This window comes from Pontibacter mucosus, from assembly GCF_003054055.1.
Lineage (GTDB): Bacteria > Bacteroidota > Bacteroidia > Cytophagales > Hymenobacteraceae > Pontibacter > Pontibacter mucosus.
In genome coordinates this window covers 1-22117 of sequence record NZ_QBKI01000002.1, presented here as the reverse complement: position 1 = coordinate 22117, position 22117 = coordinate 1, and the positions used below count along the sequence as shown (strand labels likewise).

Annotated in this window: 16 protein-coding genes, 1 rRNA gene and 1 pseudogene; 2 read left to right on the top strand and 16 right to left on the bottom strand. The window is 53.6% G+C overall.

The features are described 5' to 3' along the window. Nucleotides 1–2 precede the first annotated feature (2 nt). Complete coding sequence (locus C8N40_RS03745) at nt 3–329, top strand: DUF3817 domain-containing protein (RefSeq protein WP_108210466.1); 327 nt, start codon at nt 3–5, stop codon at nt 327–329. A 905-nt stretch (nt 330–1234) separates the two neighbouring features. Here the strand turns inward: C8N40_RS03745 and C8N40_RS03735 are convergent. Beyond that, on the bottom strand, nt 1235–2212 hold the full coding sequence (locus tag C8N40_RS03735) for a bile acid:sodium symporter family protein (RefSeq protein ID WP_211318047.1): 978 nt from the start codon (nt 2210–2212) through the stop codon (nt 1235–1237). Between the two features lie 149 nt (nt 2213–2361). Beyond that, nucleotides 2362–4350 carry a biosynthetic peptidoglycan transglycosylase gene (locus C8N40_RS03730; RefSeq protein ID WP_108210464.1) on the bottom strand — a complete coding sequence of 663 codons (1989 nt, stop codon included), beginning with the start codon at nt 4348–4350 and terminating at the stop codon, nt 2362–2364. A gap of 340 nt (nt 4351–4690) precedes the next feature. On the opposite strand from C8N40_RS03730, the gene purB reads away from it, so the two are divergent. Next, on the top strand, nt 4691–6046 hold the full coding sequence (purB, locus tag C8N40_RS03725; RefSeq protein WP_108210463.1) for an adenylosuccinate lyase: 1356 nt from the start codon (nt 4691–4693) through the stop codon (nt 6044–6046). Between the two features lie 214 nt (nt 6047–6260). Here purB and C8N40_RS03720 read toward each other — a convergent pair whose 3' ends face one another. The 14 genes and pseudogenes from C8N40_RS03720 to rrf all read right to left on the bottom strand — a co-directional run. Then, a complete protein-coding gene (locus C8N40_RS03720; protein WP_108210462.1) occupies nt 6261–7046 on the bottom strand; it encodes an NAD(P)H-binding protein in 786 nt (261 codons plus the stop codon). Nucleotides 7047–7150: 104 nt separating this feature from the next. Continuing rightward, the gene (locus C8N40_RS03715) at nt 7151–7672 is read right to left on the bottom strand and encodes a GNAT family N-acetyltransferase (RefSeq protein WP_108210461.1); all 522 of its coding nucleotides are present in this window, start codon (nt 7670–7672) and stop codon (nt 7151–7153) included. A gap of 13 nt (nt 7673–7685) precedes the next feature. Beyond that, nucleotides 7686–10094, bottom strand: coding sequence for an MG2 domain-containing protein (locus C8N40_RS03710; RefSeq protein WP_170114011.1), 2409 nt, complete (start codon nt 10092–10094; stop codon nt 7686–7688). 48 nt (nt 10095–10142) lie between these two features. Next, a complete protein-coding gene (locus tag C8N40_RS03705; RefSeq protein WP_108210459.1) occupies nt 10143–11294 on the bottom strand; it encodes a DUF4249 domain-containing protein in 1152 nt (383 codons plus the stop codon). A gap of 4 nt (nt 11295–11298) precedes the next feature. Next, the gene (locus C8N40_RS03700; RefSeq protein ID WP_108210458.1) at nt 11299–14076 is read right to left on the bottom strand and encodes a TonB-dependent receptor; all 2778 of its coding nucleotides are present in this window, start codon (nt 14074–14076) and stop codon (nt 11299–11301) included. A gap of 44 nt (nt 14077–14120) precedes the next feature. After that, entirely contained in the window at nt 14121–14864 is a 744-nt protein-coding gene (locus C8N40_RS03695) for a hypothetical protein (RefSeq protein WP_146173503.1), read from the bottom strand. Nucleotides 14865–15053: 189 nt separating this feature from the next. Further along, complete coding sequence (locus C8N40_RS03690; protein ID WP_108210456.1) at nt 15054–16202, bottom strand: glycosyltransferase; 1149 nt, start codon at nt 16200–16202, stop codon at nt 15054–15056. Next, nucleotides 16203–17177 carry a glycosyltransferase family 2 protein gene (locus tag C8N40_RS03685; protein ID WP_108210455.1) on the bottom strand — a complete coding sequence of 325 codons (975 nt, stop codon included), beginning with the start codon at nt 17175–17177 and terminating at the stop codon, nt 16203–16205. A 4-nt stretch (nt 17178–17181) separates the two neighbouring features. After that, nucleotides 17182–17700 carry a DUF4199 domain-containing protein gene (locus C8N40_RS03680; protein WP_108210945.1) on the bottom strand — a complete coding sequence of 173 codons (519 nt, stop codon included), beginning with the start codon at nt 17698–17700 and terminating at the stop codon, nt 17182–17184. Nucleotides 17701–17725: 25 nt separating this feature from the next. After that, entirely contained in the window at nt 17726–18235 is a 510-nt protein-coding gene (locus C8N40_RS03675) for a DUF4199 domain-containing protein (protein ID WP_108210454.1), read from the bottom strand. Between the two features lie 62 nt (nt 18236–18297). Continuing rightward, nucleotides 18298–19557 carry a dihydroorotase gene (locus tag C8N40_RS03670; protein ID WP_108210453.1) on the bottom strand — a complete coding sequence of 420 codons (1260 nt, stop codon included), beginning with the start codon at nt 19555–19557 and terminating at the stop codon, nt 18298–18300. Nucleotide 19558: 1 nt separating this feature from the next. Next, nucleotides 19559–21262: a COG1361 family protein gene (locus C8N40_RS03665; protein ID WP_245904981.1), complete on the bottom strand. Its 1704-nt coding sequence runs from the start codon at nt 21260–21262 to the stop codon at nt 19559–19561. 75 nt (nt 21263–21337) lie between these two features. Further along, nucleotides 21338–21565 (bottom strand): annotated as a pseudogene (locus C8N40_RS23395) (BatA domain-containing protein); the annotation flags it as partial. 462 nt (nt 21566–22027) lie between these two features. Next, a 5S ribosomal RNA gene (gene rrf, locus C8N40_RS03660) occupies nt 22028–22117 on the bottom strand; the annotation flags it as partial.

Here is a 22117-nt window from a genome sequence, read left to right as displayed (position 1 = left end):
TGATGAAAACTCCCATCTCCCGCCTGCGCACGATAGGCATTTACGAAGGAATCTCTTACCTGCTTCTGCTGGGTATAGCTATGCCTTTAAAGTATATGTTTGATATGCCTCTGTTTGTGAAGTACGTTGGCTGGGCGCACGGTCTGCTGTTCGTGCTATATGTGCTGGCCCTGCTGCAGGTGACGCTGGCGCATAACTGGGGCTTTAAAAAGCTGGCGGCAGGCTTCATCGCTTCCCTCCTGCCATTCGGCCCGTTCATTCTGGACAAGCGCCTGCTGGACAAGGAAGAGGCTGCGCTGAAAGCGGAGCATCAGAAACAAATGGCTTAAAGCTGCGATTTCTATAGTTTAAAAGCCCTGCCTGCTTTTGCGGGTGGGGCTTTTTGTTTTTAGGGAAGTGGTAAAGGCTATGGATTTCCGAATCCGCTTAAGTTATACTTATGCTTTGGCTATACTTTCATACTTGCTTCTGCGATACTTCCTTGTCCTCTTCCTGGCGCAAGTCTTTAGACTTGTGTCCTACTATGATGTTGGGTTTGCAACCCAACTGGCTTGAAAAGCCATATTTATACTTCGGCTATACTTTTAATATTTCGGTTATACTTTCATAACCCCTTCTTCCCGCAACTGGAGCCAAGCTATCCTTGCTAGCTCCCTTTCATCCTATAGACTAACAAAGGCTACTGTTGCATTTATACTTTGGTGCTCTCAAGCCCGAGAGGGCTCGCCTTCGGGCATCGCGCGGTGTACATTTCCTTTGCTACCCTTCGGTCGCAATGCCGCCACAGCGGCACCAGAAATCTACAAGGCGCTCAACCCAAAGGCTGGGATAGGGTCGATAGCTTTTGCTTATGCAACTTCAGCCTAAGTCCCCCTTCGAAGGGAGTAGGGGGATGTTAATCGCCTGCATATAATTCCCCTCCACGGAGGGGCTAGTGGTAGGTTTACACTCTGTAGGGACAGGTCGCGACCTGTCCGCGCGAGAACTGAAGCTATGAAAATTATACTTCAGCCAAAGTAACAGCAGGCTCCCCGCCTTAGACAAGGAGGGGTTAGGGGTGGTTGGACCCGGTAAAGCAATCCTGCTCATCCTTTCATCCAGCAAATCCTGATGCAGACAAAGTATAGCCAACACCAGACCTTCGCGGGACCTGCGGACACTGCGGCCCTAAGGCTAGAACGAAAGCTCGAAGCTTACGATCAGCAATAAGTATCAGTCAGGGTAGCTTTATACTTTACTCACCACCCTTCCTCCTAGCCTCTGCCTGGGCGATGATGCTGGAGGCCAGCAGCTGCAGGGCGTGGTAAATCATGATGGGCAGCAGGATGATGCCAACCATATTGCCCCCCGGAAACAGCACTTTCGACATGACAGTACCGTGCACCAGCGATTTTTTGGAGCCGCAGAAAATGGCCGTAATCTGGTTTCCGCGGTCGAAGCCCAGCAGCCGGGTGATGGCCATGATAATAAAGTATACCAGGAAGAACAGCCCTATCATGGCGGCGCCCAATAGAAGTATATCCACGGCACTGTAGCCACTGAACATCTCACGGGCAAACGACTCGCAGAAGGACGTGAACACGATGAGCAGGATGATGATCTGGTCGAACACACGGAGGCGGCCCTTGTTGCGTTCGGCAAAATCACCCCAATAGCGGTGCAAAAGGATGCCCAACACGACCGGCAGCAGCACCTGCAGCACCAGTTTCCCCATCACACTGCCCATATCGAAACCCTCGGTACTGGTGGTCAGGAAGAGCCCCATCCAGAGCGGGGTGATGAAGATGCCCATCAGGCTGGAGATGCTGGCATTGAAAATCGCTCCCGGAATATTACCCCCTGCAATGGACACCATCACCACCGACGAGGATACCGTAGAGGGCAGGGCGGCCAGGTAAAACACCCCGAGCCACAGCAACTCCTGCGGCGTGTCCTTAAACAACGTATAAAGCGGCAAAATCAGCAGTGGGAAAAGTATAAAAGTACTCAGCTGCACCACCACATGCAGCTTCCAGTTGCTCAGGCCTACCTTTAATTTCTCAGGGCTCAGGCGCAGCCCATAGAAGAAGAAAATCAGCGACACCCCATAGTTGGCCACATCGCTCAAGGAAATGGGTTCCCGGTCCACACCGAGCTCCGGCCACAGGTAGGCCAGCAAGATCATCCCAATCAGCGCCAGCAGAAACCAGTCCAGACCCACGCGGGAGGCCATGGCGCTTGCCCGCGGTATCAGGCCCACAGGCTCATGCGTTGGTGTCTCTTCTTTCTCCATACGTGCAAGTATACATAATCCGCGGGTGATAAAAGCGCCGCCCCTGCAGCTGTGTAGTTGCAGGGGCGGCGCTTTTATACTTTGCTCGATTAAAAGTTAAGCATGTCTATACTTTCCAGCTCAAACTGGTTTATCTCTTCTTCCTCTACCATAGACGTATCCGGCTCTGTCACAATCAGGTCGCGGGCACGGCCGTAGAGGCGCACGTTCGGGTACAGGTTCTCATACTCTTCCTGCGAAATCAGGCCGCGGCGCAGCATGATGCCCCCTATCAGGCGGTAGTAACCGGATTTCCAGCTGCGCAGGTTGCCCGCACTGTCAAAAGAGGAGCGGTAGCGTTTGGGGCTTGGGATGATGCTGGTCAGGAAGATGGCCTCCGCCAGGTTCAACTCAGACGGCTGCTTACCAAAGTAGAAGCGCGAGGCATCCTTGGCGCCATACACGTCCGGCCCCCACTCAATAATGTTGAGGTATACTTCAAACATGCGGTTCTTCGACACCAGATCCAGGTTTTCGATAAGCCACACGATAATGGCCTCCTCCACCTTGCGGGCAACAGTTTTCTGGCGCGTCAGGAACACGTTTTTCACCAGCTGCATGGAGATGGTGCTGCCCCCGCGGGCAAAGTCGCCCTCCTTCAGGTTTTTGATGATAGCCTGCCGGAAAGCCTCCTCGTGGAAACCGTTGTGGCTGTAAAAGCCGGCATCCTCGGCGGTAAGGATGGCATTGCGCAAATAGGGCGATATGGTATGCAGCGGCGCGTAGAACGGGTTGGCCGGCCCCACCGTAAAGGTGCGGATAGGCTTGCCATACTCATACATGGTGTGCACAAAGGAGCTGTTTATCTTCTCGATGTTGGTGTTGCCCCACTTCACAATCTTAAAGTCTTCGGAGGCATCCAGGTCAGAGTCGAACACCACCTGCCCCAGGCTGTCCAGGTCTACGTGGAAGTCCAGGTCGTACTGCAGCCAGCCCTCGGCCTGTATGCCCTCCAGGTTTTCGAAAAGCCCTGTGGGCAGGGAGGCAAAGAAGTCGGTGCCCTGTATCTGGTCGCTCTTCACCTTCAGGTCGATGATGCGGGAAGGCCGGTTCTGGTAAGCCGCGTATACTTTGGCCTTGGCCTTGTTCACGCGCACCTCCGTCAGGCTATCCACCACGTACAGGTTTGGCCCGATGGTAACCACGTAGTCCACTTCGCCTTCGGTTACGTGCACATCCTCTGAGGCGATTTTGGGCTGGTTCACCACCAGGTTGTTCACCATGGCATTGCCCCGAACGGTCAGGTTGTCGTTGCGGTACTTTTTATCCGTCAGGCTCAGGTGCAGCGTATCGAAGGCCACCGTGGCGTCGAAGCGCTCTTTTACATAGGGCAGACGTATTCCAGTCGTATCACTGGCATACAGGCTGGCGGAGATGTTATAGTCACGCGGGTCGATGGTGCCTTTCACGTGCATGCTGTTTACCAGCGAGTCGGTTTTAATGTACACATCCGACTCGATGTTGCCTTTGTCGATGAGCAGGTAAGGCATTCTGATGTCGATGTTGCGGCTGGTGGAGGCGTAGGAGGCATTCAGGTTCTTGAAGTCTACCTGGTCCGGCACGTTATCGAAGGCGGTTTCGATGAGGCGGTTCAGCAGCTGGCCATAGTTACGGCCGGCGGCAGTGCTGTCCTTAGGCTGATCGGGTGTTTTCTCGTCCTTCTTCAACAGGAAGTCGAAGTTCGTCTCGTCGCCACGTTTCACGGCGGTCAGGTAGCCGTTGCTCACCTCCAGGCGCCTGAACACGATACGGCCCTTAAGCAAGGAGCGGAGCCCGACAGTGGCATGCACGCTATCGGTGGTGAAGAGGGTATCGCGGTCGTGCGGCACCAGGCTGATGTCGCTCAGCACCACAGATTTCCAGCCTACAAACTCAGCCTTGTTGATGTGCATATCCACCGGATAGCGGTTTTCCACCTTGGCGATGACGCGGTCTACGGTATAGCTTAAGAGTTTGCTCCTGAAGGCGAAAAGAAGGATGAACAGGAGCGCAAAGAAGGCCAGCACGCCGCCGGCCCAAATCAGTATTTTATTTTTCAAACGATGGTCCAAGGTATAATCCGGTGCGAATTAAAGAATAAGATCTGTAAAAAGGCAGTGCTTTTAAATAAAGCTATTTTTTATATAGGCATCCCTAAATTGAACTATATACTGCCACAACCCCTACTACGGTTACGGCAGCGATAGGATGTGCAGGACAGGTACTTAGCCACAACCTTGGTGCCAAAACAGTTGCAGCACAAGTCTTTAACACTCCCACCAGCCAGAAAATTGCATCTGACAGCATATTTGTCGGATAGGCAAGTATAAACAGCCGCGCCAGAATTGGCTACGTGTAGAAACCTGTGTATCTTTGAAGAGGAGAACCACATCCCGAACTATGAATCTTACAACACTCACTGCCATATCGCCGGTGGATGGCCGTTACCGCCGCCACACCAGCGACCTTGCCCCCTATTTTTCAGAATTTGGCCTGATCCGCTACCGTGTGCTGGTAGAGGTGGAATACTTTATTGCGCTTTGCGAGCTGCCGCTGCCTCAGCTGCAGGAGGTAAACCACAACCTCTTCCCGGACCTGCGCGCCATCTACCACAATTTTACGGAGCAGGATGCCCTCACCATTAAGGAAACGGAGAAAACCACCAACCACGATGTGAAGGCGGTAGAATATTTCCTGAAAGAAAAGTTTGACGCGCTGGGGCTGAGCGAGCACAAGGAGTTTATTCACTTCGGGCTTACCTCCCAGGACGTTAACAACACGGCTATTCCGCTCTCGCTGCGCGAGGCGCATGAAAGGGTGCTGCTGCCAACCTACCAGGCTATACTTCAAACGCTGGAGGGACTGGCGCATACATGGAAAGACGTTCCGATGCTGGCATACACGCACGGGCAGCCGGCCTCCCCTACCCGCTTAGGCAAAGAAATTATGGTATTTGCCGAGCGCCTGCAGCGCCAGTTTAACCTGCTGGCCCAGGTACCGTTCTCAGCCAAGTTTGGCGGCGCTACCGGCAACTTCAACGCGCACTATGTGGCTTACCCAGGTATAGACTGGCCTGAGTTCGGCAACCGTTTTGTGCAGGACGTGTTGGGCCTGACCCGCAGCCAGTACACCACCCAAATTGAGCACTACGATAACCTGGCCGCCTACTTCGACGGACTCAAGCGCCTGAACACGATTTTGCTCGACTTTTCCCGTGACGTGTGGCAGTATATCTCCATGGGCTACTTCAAGCAGAAGATTAAAGCCGGAGAGGTTGGCTCTTCAGCCATGCCGCATAAAGTAAACCCCATTGATTTTGAAAACGCTGAAGGCAACCTGGGCATCGCCAACGCCGTGCTGGAGCACCTGTCGGCCAAGCTGCCCATCTCGCGCCTGCAGCGCGACCTGACGGACTCTACGGTGCTGCGCAACGTGGGCGTGCCGCTGGCGCATACGCTTATCGCCCTGAAGTCGCTGGAAAAAGGCATTGGCAAGCTGGAACTGAGCGAGGCTGCCCTGAACGCACACCTGGAGGACAACTGGGCTGTAGTGGCCGAGGGCATCCAGACGGTGCTACGCCGCGAGGGTTACCCGCAGCCCTACGAGGCCCTGAAAGAGCTGACCCGCAAAAACGAGAAGATGACCGAGGAGCGCATCCATACCTTCATCGACACGCTGCAGGTGAGCGACGAGGTAAAAGCCGAGCTGAAGAAAATCTCTCCGTTTAACTATACCGGCGTAGAGCAACTGATCTGAGTATAGAACCGCAGTAAAGTATAAAAAGAATCGCCCCGGTAGCTGAAACTGCCGGGGCGGTTCTTTTTATACTTTGGGAAGGCCCTATACCATTATCTGGTAGTTGTGCGATCTGCCATTATTTTGCCATCAAACCTACCCCTAGCCCCTCCAAGGAGGGGAATTCACGCTTTGGCAAGTAGTTCCGTTGCCCATAAATGAATCCTTAAGGGGATTATACCTGGCTTACCTGCAGGTCGTGCTCCAGAAAGTAGGCTAAGGTAAATCGTGCGTCTCTTCCGGTTTTATACTTCTCCGTGCGCGGCTCCACCTCAAAATCCCCCTCGTTAAAGGGCTGGTAAAAGTGGATGTTCTCCGGAGTATAGGGCAACTGCTGGTAGGTTACGCCAGCTGCTGCGGCCAGTTCTTTCATACTATAGTCGCGCTCGCCAAGCAAGGCTTTTACCTGTTTGCCCGAGAAGTCCTGCTGCAGCAGGTGGCCGGCGGCCTCATAGGCTACTTCGTAGGAGGAAATGTAAGGCAGCTTCAGATTTGGGGCATAGGGCGTGTGCAGTCCCCAGTTCAGGTTCTCGAAAAAGTTGCCGCAGCGCAGGTGCAGCAGGTGCTGTGGCAGGTGTGCGTTCAGTTCCTGCTCCAGCGCCACCAGCCGGGTGGGTTGGCCTGCCTTCCGGACAATGCTGTTGCTGATGTTCACGATGTGTGTCACCGGTGTTCCCTTCAGTAAACTTGCAAGCCGCCGGGCCGTGGCAGAAACGTCGGCGAAAGCCTCGTCCGGCACGGTCAGAAACAGGCTGCTGGCTTTCAGGAATGCCTGATGCAGAAAAGAGTCGTCATTAAAATCGCCTTCCAGCAGCTCGGCCTCGCCCTCAAAATCCGCCAGGCGGCTACGGCTGCGCCCCACCACGCCTACCTTAGCCTTTTGCTGCAGCAGCTCGCGCGCCACCTTGCCGCCGATGTTTCCCCCGGCTCCCAGTACCAGGGTGTAGTGTTCTTTTTCCATAGTTTTAGATCGTGTTTATACTTACCGTGCAAAGTAAAGCATTGGCTCCCAAAGTATAAACACCCGCAAGGCAGGCGGCAGCAACAAATCGCTAAAAACAGAAATTACCAGGGTAACCCGTTCAGGTTGATGTGCCTGGGATGGAAGTTTGGCTGGCCCGTTAGCGGCAGTAACATGGTGTTAGAGTCGTAGCGTTGCTCGCCGGAAGGCTGGCTATAGTATAGCTTACACTCCTCTAGCCTGTACCAGCCCAGCCGGCTATAGAACGGCAGCAGGGTGTCGGCGCAGAGCAGCAGGCCGTAAGCGCAATTTAACTCCTGCAGGGCAAATTTACCTGCTTCGCGCACCACCTCGCTTGCGTAGCCTTTGCCTCGGTGCGCTTTGGGCGTGATGACGTTGTTGAGGCCAGCCACTGTATACGATGCCCCGTCCATACTTACCTCGCGTACTACAATATGGCAGAAGGTGGCGATTTCCTCGTTTTCATATTGGATGAGCACCCAATCCGGCTGGGCCCACGCACGCTCCTGCACAAAGGCCACATGGCCAAACTCCTCCTCTACCAGCCGGCTCAGTATACTTTTTACCTCGGGCGCCAGCTGGCTATACTTCTCTGTGATGATCATCTACAACAACATGCTACTTTCTTACCAATGGCTGGTGTACTTTAAGGGTAAGCACCTTGCTTCCGATATGGCCATCTTCGGTCAGGCCCTGCACGACTACTAGGTAGGTTCCGGTTTGGTCAGAAGTATAAAAATGCGTTTGCTGCTGCTGGCCTGTCTCCAGCACTAACGCAGGTGCCCAGTGCAGCAGGTTGCGCAGGTCGGCCAGGCGGCTTTGCTTCTGCTCCGGTGTCTCGTAGGTGGGGGCATAAAACTCCCGCTGCAGTTGCAGCCCCTCGTAGGCCTGCAGCAATGCTTTCGAATGTAGCTCAAAGCCACCCAAATCACCTTTGTAGGTGGTGTAGCTCACCACCCCCTCATGCACCTGCCCTCTGTTAAGGAAGCGGCTCGTCACCACGTCCAGGCGCTGCACCTGGAGCGGGTCGAAGGCCATGATCCTGTCGATATCAAACACCGGCACGCCATCGAGCAGCACCATCGGGTTGTTCTGGAAAACGGTTCGGTAGGGCCTGTTCATTACCATAAACCGGAATTTGCCGCCCTGCCTGCGCACCATTACGCCCGGCACATACTCCCGCATTACTTCTTCCATCACCCGGAAGCGCTTGTAGTCGTCCAGAAAATAGCGTTCATCAGGAGTACCGTAGAAGGTGGTGGTGTCCGGGGAGGCTGTCACTATACCGTTTGCGCGGCTGCCCACAAAGGCATGCTGCACCTGCGTCTGTACGTGCCGCAGTGTAAGCTCCTGCGCCAGTTGCTCGGTCAGGTTAAGCGCCGGAAGTTTCCGGGTGCTATACTTGTCGGAGAAGGGACTGAAAATCTCGAAATGGTAGGTGCTGTCTTTCGTAAAGTCGCTTTGCACCACGATATCCCGCTCGCCAAAGAAGTTAACAGCCTCGAAGGTTACCCGGCCATCGGTGCCGCTAATCGTGTTGTACAAACGGATGTGTTTGCCAGGTGAGGAAAGGTAGGTGGCGATGCCGGGCGCGGGTGCTCCGGTGGCTCTGTGTGTTACCTTGCCCTGTATCAGGTGGCCGTTATACTCGGGCAGGTACTGCAGCGGCGCTGGCTGCTTGCCTATCATGCTTTCCCACTTAAAACGGCTCCACCCGTGCGTGAGCATCAGGTTGTCCATGGCCTGGCGGTCGGTGGCACCTGCCCCGGAGAAGTAGTAGCCGGGGTTTTCAACAGAGCCTTTCAAATCAGAGGTGAGCCAGAGGTAACTTTCAATGTCTCCGCTTATACTTTGCTGCAGCGAGTCGAGCCGGTACACAGCCATAGACAGGTTCGCTCTGGTTCCTGTTCCTGCTGCTGTCTGAGCCACCAGGTCTAGTGCTACTTTATCGCGGGTGCCGTAGGTAGACTTGTTAGCCGTAAGCTCCAACTGAAGCGCTTGCGTAGGCCGCTTAAAGTATAGCCGCTCGCACACAGGCTGCCTCTCCGGCGTAAAAATGGTGAAGTGGGTAATACCGTCCGCCAATTTTTCTTCTTCTATCAGGAAAATGGCTTTCCCCTCGTTTACCAAAGCTTCTTCAGCTATTGCTACCTGCTGCCGGGTATGGCCCAGCAGGTATACCCGCGCTCCCTGCACGCCCGCCTGGCTAACAGAGATTTTCAAGCGGCCAGCACCTGCCTCCTTCAGCTGCATGGCATAGCCCCGGTCCTGCACAGCAGGAAGCGCTTGCCGGATCATTTTCCCATCGGCCAAACTTATAACTGCGGTGTATTTCTCCTCCTTTTCCGGGGTGAAGGTGAAGTGCCCCATGCCGAACTTGTGCGGCGCAAACGTTGCGATAACGCCGCCACTTTGGTCCTGCAGTTCTCCTGTAAAGGCCACTCCTTTGCCAGAGACTTTGTCCACGGCCTTAAAGGCTACTTTGCCGGCGATGCCAGCCACCAGGTGCCCGCCCTCCGGGAAAAACTGAACGGCGTAGCCTGGCGCTTGCGTGGCGCCGGGTGCCTCCAACTGCCTGAAGGTATTAACAATGGTGACCGGTTGCTCAAAAAAGAAGTCCGGGCCGGCATTCTTCATCCAGTTGGTGTAGGCCCTTACCGTATAGTTACCGGAAGACAAGCTGGCTGGAAGTATAAAAGAGCCATTCCCGGTACCGTTGTTCAGCGCCACCTTGGCCTGCAGCACGGGCCGGTGCGCGGTATCCAGCACCTCCACGTAGGCTACCTTGCTCAGGTCCAGCGGCTGGTGCAGCGTACCGTCCACGCTGTATACTTTAAACCACATAGTTTCGCCGCAGGCGTACACCGGCCTGTCCAAGTGCAGGAAGAGTTTCTCCTGGGGTGCCTTCCTGCGGTGGGCGTCAAAGTCTTGGGTTATACTTGTAATGCCGCCTGCCTGCGCTGCTACCTTGCCGCAGACGCTCAGGCAAAGTATAAGCGCAAGTATAGCCGGCAGATAAAACGGCATACTGGTGGGATGTCGATGCTCCCGTGATTTTTGTCTGAGGTTCATCATTTATTCCCAATAAGCTGGTTTTACATTCGTGCCCTTGGTCCTGCAATCCACACAATTCAGGTTGCTGTAAGTATAGCCGACCGGGAAAGGAGATCCCTCCGGATACAGCTCATTCAAAGGTATCAGCACGCCGCTCCTAAAGTAGTCTGCTACCCTGTCTCTGGAAAAGAGGAACGTATCGGGCAACTGGCAGGTAGGGTTAAAGAGCCGCCATTCCCGCGGCAGGTCTCTGCTGTTGATAAACATCCTTTTCTCCTGCGTAGTAGACGCCGACATAAAACCCACCACCGGCTCATTCGGGTCCTGCAGGTTGCGGATATTCCCCTTCAGCTGCGAGGGCAGCGGGTCAAACAGGGTGCCCATACTTTCGGTGTTCTTCTTGAGCGTTTCCCAGTACTCATAGGCATCGCGCGTGAGGGCATACTGCTTCACCAGGATGCTATACTTTATTCCCAGCTGCTCGGCATCAGAAGGTAGGGTGAACAACCGGAACTTGCTGATCACATCCTGGCTCAGCCTGACAGAGTTGCTTAGCTGAATGGAAGTGGAGTTTGCTGATTTCCAGCAATGATAAATGGGCGGATCGGCATCGGTGCGAAACTCCACCGTGTCGTTCACATACTTAAAGTTGGAGAAAAGCGCCGACCTGAACTGCCAGGTGCTCTCGAACTCCCAGCGGTAATACCAGGTGTTGTTGCTTGGGTCGTGGGAGCTCACGTAGATTTGCACCTCATTATCAACTGGCGCCCAGCTTACCTCATCAATGGCCGGGGTTTGCTTCGCTTCCACAAAGTCGGAGGCATATTCTTTGCCGTTGGAAGTCCGGATAAACAGCCTGTATTGCTGCAGCGGGCTAAGGTGCAGCGGCCCGATGGTATAGCTCCCCAAGCCGGTTTCTTGCAGGGTATAGCCTTCTCCGTTGTCAGACTCGATTCTCACCAGCGCCCGGGTTTCAGCGGGGGGCATGGTTTCCTCGCTCAGGTTCTGTGTCCGGAGGAGTTGGATGGTGGTAGGCCCGTTGGCGTTGATAAAGCCATTGACCACCAGGAAGCTGTTCGGGGCCTCGAGCACCTCAGGCGTATAAGGCTCCACGCAACCGCCCGCAAGCAGCAGCAGCCAACCAAGTATAGCGTTCCAGTAACGGAATTTCATGCGATTAAAACTTAAAGTTGTAGGTAACGGTCGGGATCGGCTGCCCGAAAACCGACATTTTATACCCTCTTATCCTGCCGTTCTCTGATTTAAAGTATACCGAGTAAGGGTTTTTGCGCCCGGTCAGGTTATACACGGCCAGGGTCCAGGAGCTGTGGGCCAGTTTCTGCACTTTGTGGTTGCCCTCAATGTTCATGGCTAAATCCACCCGGTAGTAGTTCGGGATGCGGTACTCGTTCCGATCGGAGTACAGGATGCGGTAGCTTGTGCCGTCGTAGTACTTGGCCATGGGCAGGGTAATAGGCCTTCCGGTGCTATAGGTAAAGTTCAGCGAGGTGCTGAAGCGCTGACTAAAGCGGTAATTGCTGATCAGGGTAAAGTCGTGCGGCTTGTCGTAGTTGCTCGGGTACCAGTTACCCCCGTTTATTACTTCTGAAGTTGCCGGGTCATTCAGGCGCGCCATCGTGCGGGAGTATGTATAGCTTACCCAGCCATTCATTTTGCCCGTGGCTTTCTTGAGCATCACCTCCACGCCGTAGGCTTTCCCCTCGGCGTTGGCCACGTCCGTTTCGATGTGGTGGTTTAGGATGATGGAGGCCCCGCTTCGGTAGTCGAGGAAATCCTGCATCCACTTGTAGTATCCTTCCACGGAGAACTCAATGGTATTGGCCCGGAAGTTCCGGTAGTAGCCCAGCGCCACCTGGTCGCCCACCTGCGGTTTTATGTTGGGGTCGCTCAGCTTCCAGGTATCAGTCGGCGACATGGAGGCCGTGTTGGAGAGCATGTGCAGGTACTGGCGCAGCCGGTTGTAGCTTGCCTTTACCGAGGAGTTATCCGTGAGGCCATACCGTGCCGAAAACCTGAACTCCGGCCCATGATAAGTTACCACGGATTTGCCCCCGCTGTAGGAGAGGGTATCGGCGATGGTGGAAAGCGTTTTTGGGACACCGGGTGCGTAGCTGTATACTTGGCGCGGCCCCAGCGCATTAAACAGCGAGTAACGCAGCCCAAAGGAGAGCGACAGCCGCTGGCTTATATCGTACCTGTCGGAAATATAGATTGCGCTTTCCAGGGCTTTCTCCCGCTGCACCTTGTCCGCCCTGATCATCGACTCGCTGCTGTTAGGCGTTAAGGAGCCGGGCGTAACGTGGTAAAGGATGGAGCTGGCCCCAAAATCCACCGTGTGCTTGGAATCCGGGAAAAAGTTGAAATCCAGCTGCAGCCCAGACTGGTCGATACCAAACGCAAGCCGCGAGGCGTTTACCGCATTATCTTCGTTGGAGATGTCGTAGCTGTAGTGGCTATGCGTGCCGGTAAGCACGCTGTAGAGTTTGTTATGGAAGTTGTGCTTCCATTTGATGCTGGCATTCTGGTTTTTGTAGCGGTAGAGGGTGTCGGCCGCCAACTTAAAGCGGTCTTTGCTCAAGTAGCCGGTAAAGTATAAACTGTTCTTGTTGTCTATCTCGTGGCTGATATGCGCGTTCACGTCATAAAACGAGGCCTCGCTTTTCTTAAACGACTTGTCAGGCAGCTGTTTCAGGATCCAGTCAGAGTAGGTGGTGCGGCCCCCAATCAGGAAAGAAGTTTTGTCCTTTACAATCGGGCCTTCCAGCGTGAGCCGGCTGGTAAGCAGGCCAATGCCGCCGGAGCCGGAAAACTCCTTTTTGTTGCCCTCGCGTGTTGCTACCTCCAGCACCGAAGAAAGACGCCCGCCATACTTGGCCGGCACCGCGCTCTTGTACAGCTCCACCGACTTTATGACATCCGGGTTAAAGGCCGAGAAAAAGCCAAACAGGTGCGAAGGGTTGTAGATGGTGGCATCGTTCAGCAAAATCAGGTTCTGGTCGGTGGAGCCGCCGCGCACGTTCATGCCCGTGCTTCCCTCTCCTACTGATTTTACGCCAGGCAGCGTGAGCACCACGCGCAGAATATCCGCCTCGCCGAAGGCAGTAGGCACTTGCTTGATGGTGCGGATGTCGAGGCGCTCCAGGCCCATCTGCAGGCCCGATACGTTGCGGTCTTTCTCAGCCTCCACCAGCACTTCCTTCAGTGTGCGCACCTCCTCTTCCATCTCTATGTCCAGCTTGCCATCGCTGTGCAGCAGCACCTGCCGACGGGTGTTTTTCAAGCCAATGCCGCGCAGCTTCAACTCATGGCGGCCCACAGGCAAGGTCAGTGAATAGTAGCCATACTGGTCGGTGGCTGTTCCAATGGTAGGAGACTCGACATAGACGTAAGCCCCGATGATGGCTTCCCCGGTTTTGGCATCGCGCACGGTTCCTGCCAGGTTCGCCCTGCCAGCCTTGCCGCCCGGCGTGCCAATCTCGTACAGTTTCAGCTCAGAGGCTGCCTGTCTGCGGTTTACCTGTTGCGGGAGGTATGCTTCTGCCAGTTGCGGTGCTTCTGCCTCAACTTCATTGGTGCCCTGGTTAAAGAAATTATCCGGCAGGCTCGTGAGTACAGGGCGTTCGCGGGTAATGAATACCTGCCGCTGCGCTGTAACGGCCGCATGCAGCTGCGTGCCCTGCAAAGCCTGTCGCAGCACCTGGCTCAGGGTTTGCCCCTGCACCTGCAGCGTCACGGTGATACTATCTACCGCCATCGGGTCGAAGAAGAAAGTATAGGCCGTCTGCTTTTCCAGGTCCTCCACAAAATCCTGGAAAGCTATGTTGGTATAGTTTCCTGTAATGGTTGGCTCCCTGTGCTCTTGCGCAAGGCCGGGAAGTATAGCCCCAGCCAGGAGCAGGAAAAGAAGTATAAACTTGGCGTAAAACCGGGGCATAGCTGTTCGTGGGTGAGGGTGGATAAAAGGCGCGGCAAAACACATCATCGCTTCAGGGTATCGTAGTGCCGGGCAACCTTTACAAACGAGGCTTCTTTATGCTGCTTTCTGAACTTGAGTTTGTTCTCCCGGATAAAGCCGTTTAACTGTTTTTTCTCATCCTGCAGCAGGCCTAACAGAGAGCGTTTCCGGCTTATGGTGTGGTAGGCGCCGTCTTTAAAGAGGTAATGCCTGTCCTCCACCCGGTACTCCCCCTCAAATCCTTTCGACGTCACGCGCTCCTGCCCTACTTTGCGGCGCTGCGCTAGCACCTTTACCTGCCCATCGTGCAGCACGCTGTAATATGTCGCCTTGGAGGGCGAAGCCGTGCTATCCAGGGCCAGCTTCTGAAACGTTTCGCCCCCTAACTCGAAGCCGGTTACCAACTGTTTCACCAGCTTGATGATATAGCCGGTGCCGGGATAGATGATAGCCAGCTCATCCTGCTCCACGTCATACATCAGGCGCACGTCATGCAGCTCGACGCCGTCGTAGTGCACAGACCCCGGCTCGAAGGATTTGGTTTTAAAGTATGGATGGCCCTCCATGAAATGCTTGGCCAGGCTGGTGTACTCGGCGCCGGAGTAGAGGTGGCTCTGCAGCCCGATACTGTCCTGGTAGACCTGCGCCAGCTCAGCAACTGCCTGCCGTACAAAACTGCTGTCCTGTTTTACTGTTTGTGCCCTGGCCACCGGGGCGCAAACAATGAGGCATAAGGTAACAAAGTATGGGAGTAAAGTTTTTGGCATAGGTCAGCAGGCACAATAAAAAATAAAAATAGGGAATATTTAATGTTTAGACAACCTCCGTCCAGCACAATTTTTTATACTTTCTCTTCAGTTATCCCTATTTAGAGGAGCGCCCAATCTACACGCTATACTTTGGCTTGCAAAGAAGCCGGCGTTATACTTTGTCTGCAGAAAAGCGGAAAGCTATACTTATACTTTCACTTTCTCAGCCAGCTCCCAAATGGACTTCACAAAACGGTCCCAGCTGAAGCGCTTTTTATACTTGGTGATGTTCTCTGAAAGTATGGCTGCCTGCCCGGAAGTATAAAACTGTTGTATGGCCGTGGCGATGGCCTGTGGCTGCGGTTCTACCACATAGCCTACCTCCCTGTCAGGCACAAGCTCCGACAGACCGCCTACCCGCGTTACCACCATCGGCTTGTTAAAATGATAGGCTACCTGTGTTACCCCGCTTTGGGTGGCGTGCTTGTAAGGCTGCACCACCAGGTCGGCGGCGCAAAAATAATGGCGAACCTCTGCGTTCGGGATGAATTCGGTGCGAAGAATAAGTTTGTCCTGCAGCTGCAGTTCCTGGATGAGTTGAAGGTAGGGCAAAGCGTCTTCGTAAAACTCCCCTGCCACAATCAGCTTCAGGTTCTGCAGCTCCTGCACCTGTGGGTCGGCCATGGCCTGCAGCAGCAGGTCCAGCCCCTTGTAAGCACGGATGAAGCCAAAAAAAAGGAGGTAGTTATACGTTGGATCAAGCCCCAGGGCAGAACAGGCAGCTTCCTTCGTCTCGGCCTCTCCGAAATTATCATACAGCGGGTGCGGCAGGTACTCGCTGGGTTTTGCCGGCTCAAAATGCTCCAGGTCCTGCTGCACCGAGCGCGACATGGTGACAAAACCATGGCAGGAGGAGAGAAAATATTTGGTGAAGGGCACATCGCCGGGGCGTTTCTCGTGCGGCACCACGTTATCGGTAATGGCCAGGATGCGGCTATACTTGTTGCGGCGGATGATGCGGGCAATGCTGCCCAGCGCCGGTCCCATAAAGGGCAGCCAGTAGCGGAACACCACCAGGTCTGGCTTCTGACTTTTGATGTACCGGCCGGTGCGCCACCAGCTCAACGGGTTAACAGAATTGATGAGCACTTTTATACTAAGGCCAGCAGGCGCGGGCTCCAAAGTATACTGGCTCTTGCCCGGGAAAAGGAAAGAAGGGTATTGCAGGCTAAAAGTAACGATCTCCACCTCACAGCCCGCCTCCTGGAAGGCGTAGGCCAGTCGCTCGTTAAAGGTAGCCATGCCTCCGCCCCGCAAGGGGTGCGCCGGCCCCACTATGGTTACCCGCTTTGCCATTTACTTTTTAATCGCGCCTACCCTATCCCGAATCAGGTACTCGTTACGTCTGTTGGAGGAAATGGAAATCATTTCGGCCAGGAAACCAGCCAGGAAGAGCTGCACCCCCAATATAACGGCCACCAGCGCCAGGAAGAACAGCGGCTGGTCCACAATGTCGCGCACACGGCCACCGGCGTAGAGGCCAAACAGTTTCTGCACAATCAGCCACAGGGTAATGCCCAGACCCACCACAAACATAAGCGTGCCAAAGGAGCCGAAGAAGTGCATCGGGCGCTTTTTAAAGCGGGACACAAAGGTAATGGAAAGCAGATCCAGGAAGCCATAGACGAAGCGCTCCAGCCCGAATTTGGTGGTGCCATACTTGCGCTCCTGGTGCTGCACCACCTTCTCGCCAATGCGGGTAAACCCATTCCACTTCGCGATAACGGGTATGTAGCGGTGCATCTCACCGTGCACTTCTATACTTCTCACCAGCAGCTGCCGGTACGCTTTCAGGCCGCAGTTAAAGTCGTGGAGCTGTATGCCCGATAGCTTGCGCGTGGCGGCATTAAATAATTTCGTGGGGATGGTTTTGCTCAGAGGGTCGAAGCGCTTCTTTTTCCAGCCGCTCACCAGGTCATACTTCTGGTTTTTGATCATGTCGTAGAGCGCCGGAATCTCCTCCGGGCTGTCCTGCAGGTCGGCGTCCATGGTGATCACCACCTCGCCCTCGCAGCGTCGGAAGCCCTCGTTCAAAGCGGCAGACTTGCCGTAATTTCTGTTAAAGCTGATGCCTTTCACGGCCTTGTCCTCCTCGCCCAGGTCGTTTATCACGTCCCAGGAGCGGTCGGTGCTGCCGTCATCCACCAAAATTACCTCATAAGAAAACTCGTGCGCATGCATCACCCTTCTGATCCAGCGCACGAGCTCTGGCAGCGACTCCTCCTCATTAAAGAGGGGAACTACTACCGAAATATCATAAGCGTATTGCATCTATTTATTCAAACTCCGGTCGTGATCGCTTCATGATAGCAGCGATAATCAGCGACAAGATAAACCCAATAATCAGCATAACGATGGCTGAACCGAATATCGCCGTCAACGGCCCTTTAAAGTTTTCAGAAAAGGCCATGGCTGCGTCAATCTGTTCGTCGGTCAGGCCCTGCTCCAGCATCTGCACGCGCTGCTTCTCCATCATACGGCTCATGTACTCCGTGTCAATAAAGTTGGTGTACACCCAGGAGAATATCCCTGTCACCAGGCCAAAGAGAAATGACACAATAGCGCCAATACCCAAACCCTGCCCATATGACATAAAACCATTGTTCTCTTCCCTGTAGTTCTTCATGGCCACTGCAATGCCTGCAGCAAGTATAAGATACGTCAGGCTGGAGAGCCACGGGTTCATCATCAGGTCTGCCACCATCAGCACCAGTGTATACACAACGCCAATAAGGCCAAAGATGAAGCCCCACTTTAAGGCAACAGCTCCTACGGATGGTTGTTTTTCAGTCATGGTTGTCATATGAGTTTAGTTGTAGTTATTTTCTAAAAAACACGGCAGCCACCAGCGCGAAAATGCTACCCACAATCAACCTCCACAAAAAGAAATCTGCTGCCTGCGTCGTCGGGGTCAGCTCGCCAAGCCCCTCATACAACTGGTTATACGACTTCTCCCCCAGTATCTGCACCTGCTGCTCGCGCGTCTCCTCCAGGATGGCCCGCATCTCGGCAATATGGTTCTGCAGTATCTCTGGCCCAATCAGGTAGATAAGGGCCAGCACCAGCAAGCCAGAGGTGAGCGCCGTGTAAAACGCCACGGCCAGCCCCACCCGGAATCCTTTGCCAAAAGTAAGCTCCGAGTCTACATACTTTCTGTAGTTACGGATGGACAGAAAAACGAAGAACGGGATAGGCAGGTAAGAGATGCGGCCCATGTCCCCGAAAGGATTGTAGCCCACAAAGTATAAAATGGCTACCAAAGCAAAGCAAACAAGCCCGCCCAATACGCCATAGCGTACCCCTATCCGCACAATAGTTTGATTAAACATAGTCTTTACTTCCGGACCAAACCTGCTTCAAGCCTTCTAATATAAGTATAAATATATTAAAATTAATCGTTGAGAACCAGCTGCCCCTTATGAATTGTTCCCAGCACCTTGCCCTTCAGCTCGCGCCCGAAGAAAGGGCTGTTATGTGACTTCGACTTGCTTTGTTCCACTGCAGACACCCATACTTGCTCCGGGGAGAAAAGGGTGAGATTTGCCGCCTCGCCTACTTTAAGGATAGCCTCCGGCAAGCCAAGTATACGCCGTGGGTTAGTCGTTAACTTTTCGATAAGCACCTCCAGGGGCAGTTCCATACTTGTATTGGCCACCGCAAAGGCTGTCTCCAGGTTGATGATGCCAAACTCCGCCAGGTCGAACTCCAGTTTCTTGGCCTCTACGTCCTGCGGCATGTGTGCTGATACCACGGCATCAATGGTGCCGTCCAGCAAGCCCTCTTTTATGGCTGCCGCGTCGGCCTCGCTACGGAAAGGCGGTGTTACTTTATAGTTGGTGTCGAATGGCTCGATGGTTTCGTCGGTAAACGCCACCTGGTAGCTGGCCACATCGCAGGTCACCTGCAGTCCTTCGGCCTTCGCTTTCCGGATAGCCTCCACAGCAGCACCGGTAGAGATAAGCGAGAAGTGCAGTTTACCGCCCGCGTAGCGCAGCAACTGCAGGTCGCGCACCACGGTCACTTCCTCTGCCAGTGCCGGAATGCCCTTCATGCCCAAACGGGTGCTGGCCTCGCCTTCGTGCATTTGCCCATTCTCGGTAAGGCGCCTGTGCTCCGGACGGTTCATCAGCACAGCGTTGAAAGGCTGCATGTACTGCAGTGCTTTCAGCAACACGTCTGCTCCCTGCAAGGGGCTTGTGCCATCCGTAAAAGCAACTGCCCCCGACTGGTGCAGGTCGATCATTTCGGTCAGGTCTTTGCCTTCTGCGTTCACCGTGATGGCGGCGGCAGGCAGCAGCGTTACAGGTAGGGAGAGGCTTTTGCTCTTAATGAAGTTAATTGCTCCTTTCGTCTGCACGACAGGCTCGGTATTAGGCAACAGCAATACCTCTGTAAAACCACCCGCTGCCGCTGCCAAAGCCAGGCTCTCCAGATCTTCTTTGTGCTCCAGGCCCGGTTCGCCGGTAAATGCCTGCAAATCTACCCACCCCGCTGACACGCAAAGGCCGTTTGCAGCTACAGTTTTGTCTGCTTCCTTTGCTTCCGGGCCAATGTAGGTAATTGTGCCCTGCTCGATGAGGATGTTCTGTTGCTGAAGGTGGTACTCAGAGTTCGGGTTGTAAATGGTTGCTGCTTGAAGAAGAACTTTCATGTTAGAGGAATCTAATAAGTGCTATTTCGGCCATCAGGAAAAACAGACACAATATTAGGCAATATTTCCAAAGCTTGACGCCAAAATATCGTTTTTCGAACTCGCCCTTTACAGAAAAAGCGTCCCCGTAGTCATAAACATGCACGTTAGGGCGGTCTTTCCCAACCAGGCTGCGCAGCTCATCCGGGCTGTACTGCTGCAGGTAGGATTCTTGCTGGTCATAGTTGAAGGCGAGCGTCGTCAGTACTGAATCCTGCCGTTGCAACGTATAAAACCCCGCCTCGTTCATGTCAGGCGGCACATTAAAGTATAGACGGCCGCCCCGCACCTGCTGCTCTGGAATAAAGGCCATGGTATCTTTTACCAGTTCATACACTCCTTCGCGCTTAACCTGTGCCGGCACGGGCAACTGCACCGTTCCGCCGCCCAATGTATAGGCCAACTGCTGCACCTGCTTGTAGCTTCCAATAGCTACCCTATACATAACAGGCACAAACAGGGCATGATTTGGCAGCGTGCTGTAATCTTCGTTCAGGGGGGCAGCCATCAGGTAAACGGCCCCACTCCCTCTGTCAAAGCGTGAGAGAAAAGGCGCGCCGCCTCTATACTTCAGAATATCATCCGAAGCCCTGCTCCAGGTTATACTTCTGGAGGCGGCAGGCATTTGCATCTCCGCGTTAAAATCAGAGAAGATACTTCTGAAAAAAGGATTGTTAGGGTCGGGAGTAGCCAGTGTTGTTTTCACCCCGCTTTTACCCGCACCAGTGAAGGAGGCAGGTATGTTCAGGTTTTGGAATAGTGTGGTATAAGCACCGATTTCGCTACCATCGGGTGGAATAACGGTTAAGGTGCCTCCCTCCTTAACATAGTTAGCCGCTGTTGCTGCTAAAGCCGCAGACATGGATTGAACACCGTTCAAAATAACGATATCGGCAGCGGCCAAGGAGGCGTAATCAATGGAGTTGCTACGGAAGGCGGCAAATTTAAAGAAAGGCTCGCTCTGATAAAGCTGCTTTAGTTCTGACTGGAGATTATCAGTAACTTCTACAATGCTGATGGGAGAAGAGGGTGCCAGGACAAAATTGTAGGTGTTGTCAAAATCTACAGGATAATCCTCCACTTGCACATAAGCGTTTACCGTGCTGCTGCCTGTTATTCTGAATGTCATTACGGCCTGTGTAGCCTGATCTGCGGGTAAATCTATACTTAAGGCGGCTGCCTGTTGATCCTGCAGATACAGTTTTACGGGTACATCCTCCACTGCCTCGTCCCCTGTGTTCGAAAGCAGCACAAACAACCTGTTCTCCGCGCCGGGCCGTAGGAATTCATCTTCGAGATAAACTGAGTCTATAGTGACATTGGATGTGCTGGCAGCCTCCAAGGGCAATAAATGTATTTGGGTGGCGGAGTCAGCAGCATCTAGTACTGCCGGTGAGAAATTATTCTTCTGAAAATCAGAAAGTATAAACAAATGCGACGGCTGTACCCGGAAGGCCGCGCCTGGTGCAAAGCTTTTCGCGGACATATCTATGCCGTCAAGCATAGCCGCAACCTCCCCTTTCTCGACAGGCGCTCCATGATTCAGATTGTCAGAAGTCTGTAATCTAAATGAAGTAGAAGCCGGAAAAAGGCCGGAGATGGCTTTGGCTTTATCTGTTGCAACGCTCAGCAGCGCAAGGTTCTCATTAGCCTGAAGGTTCTGCATACTATAGGAGTTATCAACCACTATAGCTACATCCGAACTATCACCAGGTGCGGCAACATCTGCTGCTGGTAAGAAGGGTTGCGCGAATGCCAGCACCAAAAAAACGATGAAGAGTATCCGGCAAAGCAGAATCAGCAGTTCTTTTAGATTGCGCTGGCTGGCAGTAAGATCCTTGGAAGCCTGTATAAACCTGACATTGCTAAACATCACCCTTTTAGCACGCCTTAGCTGTACCATATGAAGTATGATGGGCACTGCCACAGCCGCAAGAGCAAACAGGAAGGAAGGGTAGAGAAACGCCATAGCTCAATTTAAAGAGGAGCAGAAGAAAAAACAACAAGCTCCAAGGCTATACTAACTTTTCCTAATCAGTGTTGGCGAAGAAAGGCAGTTATATAGGGATTTGCTTAAACAGAAACTGGGGGTTCGCTTAGCAAGCAACCATACTAGATGCAATATCCCCGCCTGCCTACCTATAATAGAGAGATTACTCCAGATCTAGAAGCCTAAATAGAAGGCTGTTTGCCACACAAGATGAAGGAGGTATAATTGCCTTGAGTGTCGGTGCTGCCAGAAAGAAGCAGATATGAATAGAGGAGTTCGGGTAAGTTTGATGTAAAAAGTTAAGATTGGTTTCTGCCATTGAAATCATACATCTCGATTCGGAGGAACCTTATAATAGAAATCTCCTCACCTTCTTCTCCCAGGGGGCTGAAAACGCAAACAGGGCCCGCCTTCTTGCGAAGGGGGCCCTGCTGTTGATGGGGTTGGCGGCCACCTACTCTCCCGGGGGTGAACCCAGTACCATCGGCGCTCCCGGGCTTAACGGCTCTGTTCGGAATGGGAAGAGGTGCT

Bases quoted from the DNA above. Each gene is read 5' to 3' on its own strand.
- C8N40_RS03745 (WP_108210466.1), top strand. From the start codon at position 3: ATGAAAACTCCCATCTCCCGCCTGCGCACGATAGGCATTTACGAAGGA.
- C8N40_RS03735 (WP_211318047.1), bottom strand. From the start codon at position 2,212: ATGGCCTCCCGCGTGGGTCTGGACTGGTTTCTGCTGGCGCTGATTGGG.
- purB (WP_108210463.1), top strand. From the start codon at position 4,691: ATGAATCTTACAACACTCACTGCCATATCGCCGGTGGATGGCCGTTAC.
- C8N40_RS03720 (WP_108210462.1), bottom strand. From the start codon at position 7,046: ATGGAAAAAGAACACTACACCCTGGTACTGGGAGCCGGGGGAAACATC.
- C8N40_RS03715 (WP_108210461.1), bottom strand. From the start codon at position 7,672: ATGATCATCACAGAGAAGTATAGCCAGCTGGCGCCCGAGGTAAAAAGT.
- C8N40_RS03710 (WP_170114011.1), bottom strand. From the start codon at position 10,094: ATGCCGTTTTATCTGCCGGCTATACTTGCGCTTATACTTTGCCTGAGC.
- C8N40_RS03705 (WP_108210459.1), bottom strand. From the start codon at position 11,294: ATGAAATTCCGTTACTGGAACGCTATACTTGGTTGGCTGCTGCTGCTT.
- C8N40_RS03700 (WP_108210458.1), bottom strand. From the start codon at position 14,076: ATGCCCCGGTTTTACGCCAAGTTTATACTTCTTTTCCTGCTCCTGGCT.
- C8N40_RS03695 (WP_146173503.1), bottom strand. From the start codon at position 14,864: ATGCCAAAAACTTTACTCCCATACTTTGTTACCTTATGCCTCATTGTT.
- C8N40_RS03690 (WP_108210456.1), bottom strand. From the start codon at position 16,202: ATGGCAAAGCGGGTAACCATAGTGGGGCCGGCGCACCCCTTGCGGGGC.
- C8N40_RS03685 (WP_108210455.1), bottom strand. From the start codon at position 17,177: ATGCAATACGCTTATGATATTTCGGTAGTAGTTCCCCTCTTTAATGAG.
- C8N40_RS03680 (WP_108210945.1), bottom strand. From the start codon at position 17,700: ATGACTGAAAAACAACCATCCGTAGGAGCTGTTGCCTTAAAGTGGGGC.
- C8N40_RS03675 (WP_108210454.1), bottom strand. From the start codon at position 18,235: ATGTTTAATCAAACTATTGTGCGGATAGGGGTACGCTATGGCGTATTG.
- C8N40_RS03670 (WP_108210453.1), bottom strand. From the start codon at position 19,557: ATGAAAGTTCTTCTTCAAGCAGCAACCATTTACAACCCGAACTCTGAG.
- C8N40_RS03665 (WP_245904981.1), bottom strand. From the start codon at position 21,262: ATGCAGAACCTTCAGGCTAATGAGAACCTTGCGCTGCTGAGCGTTGCA.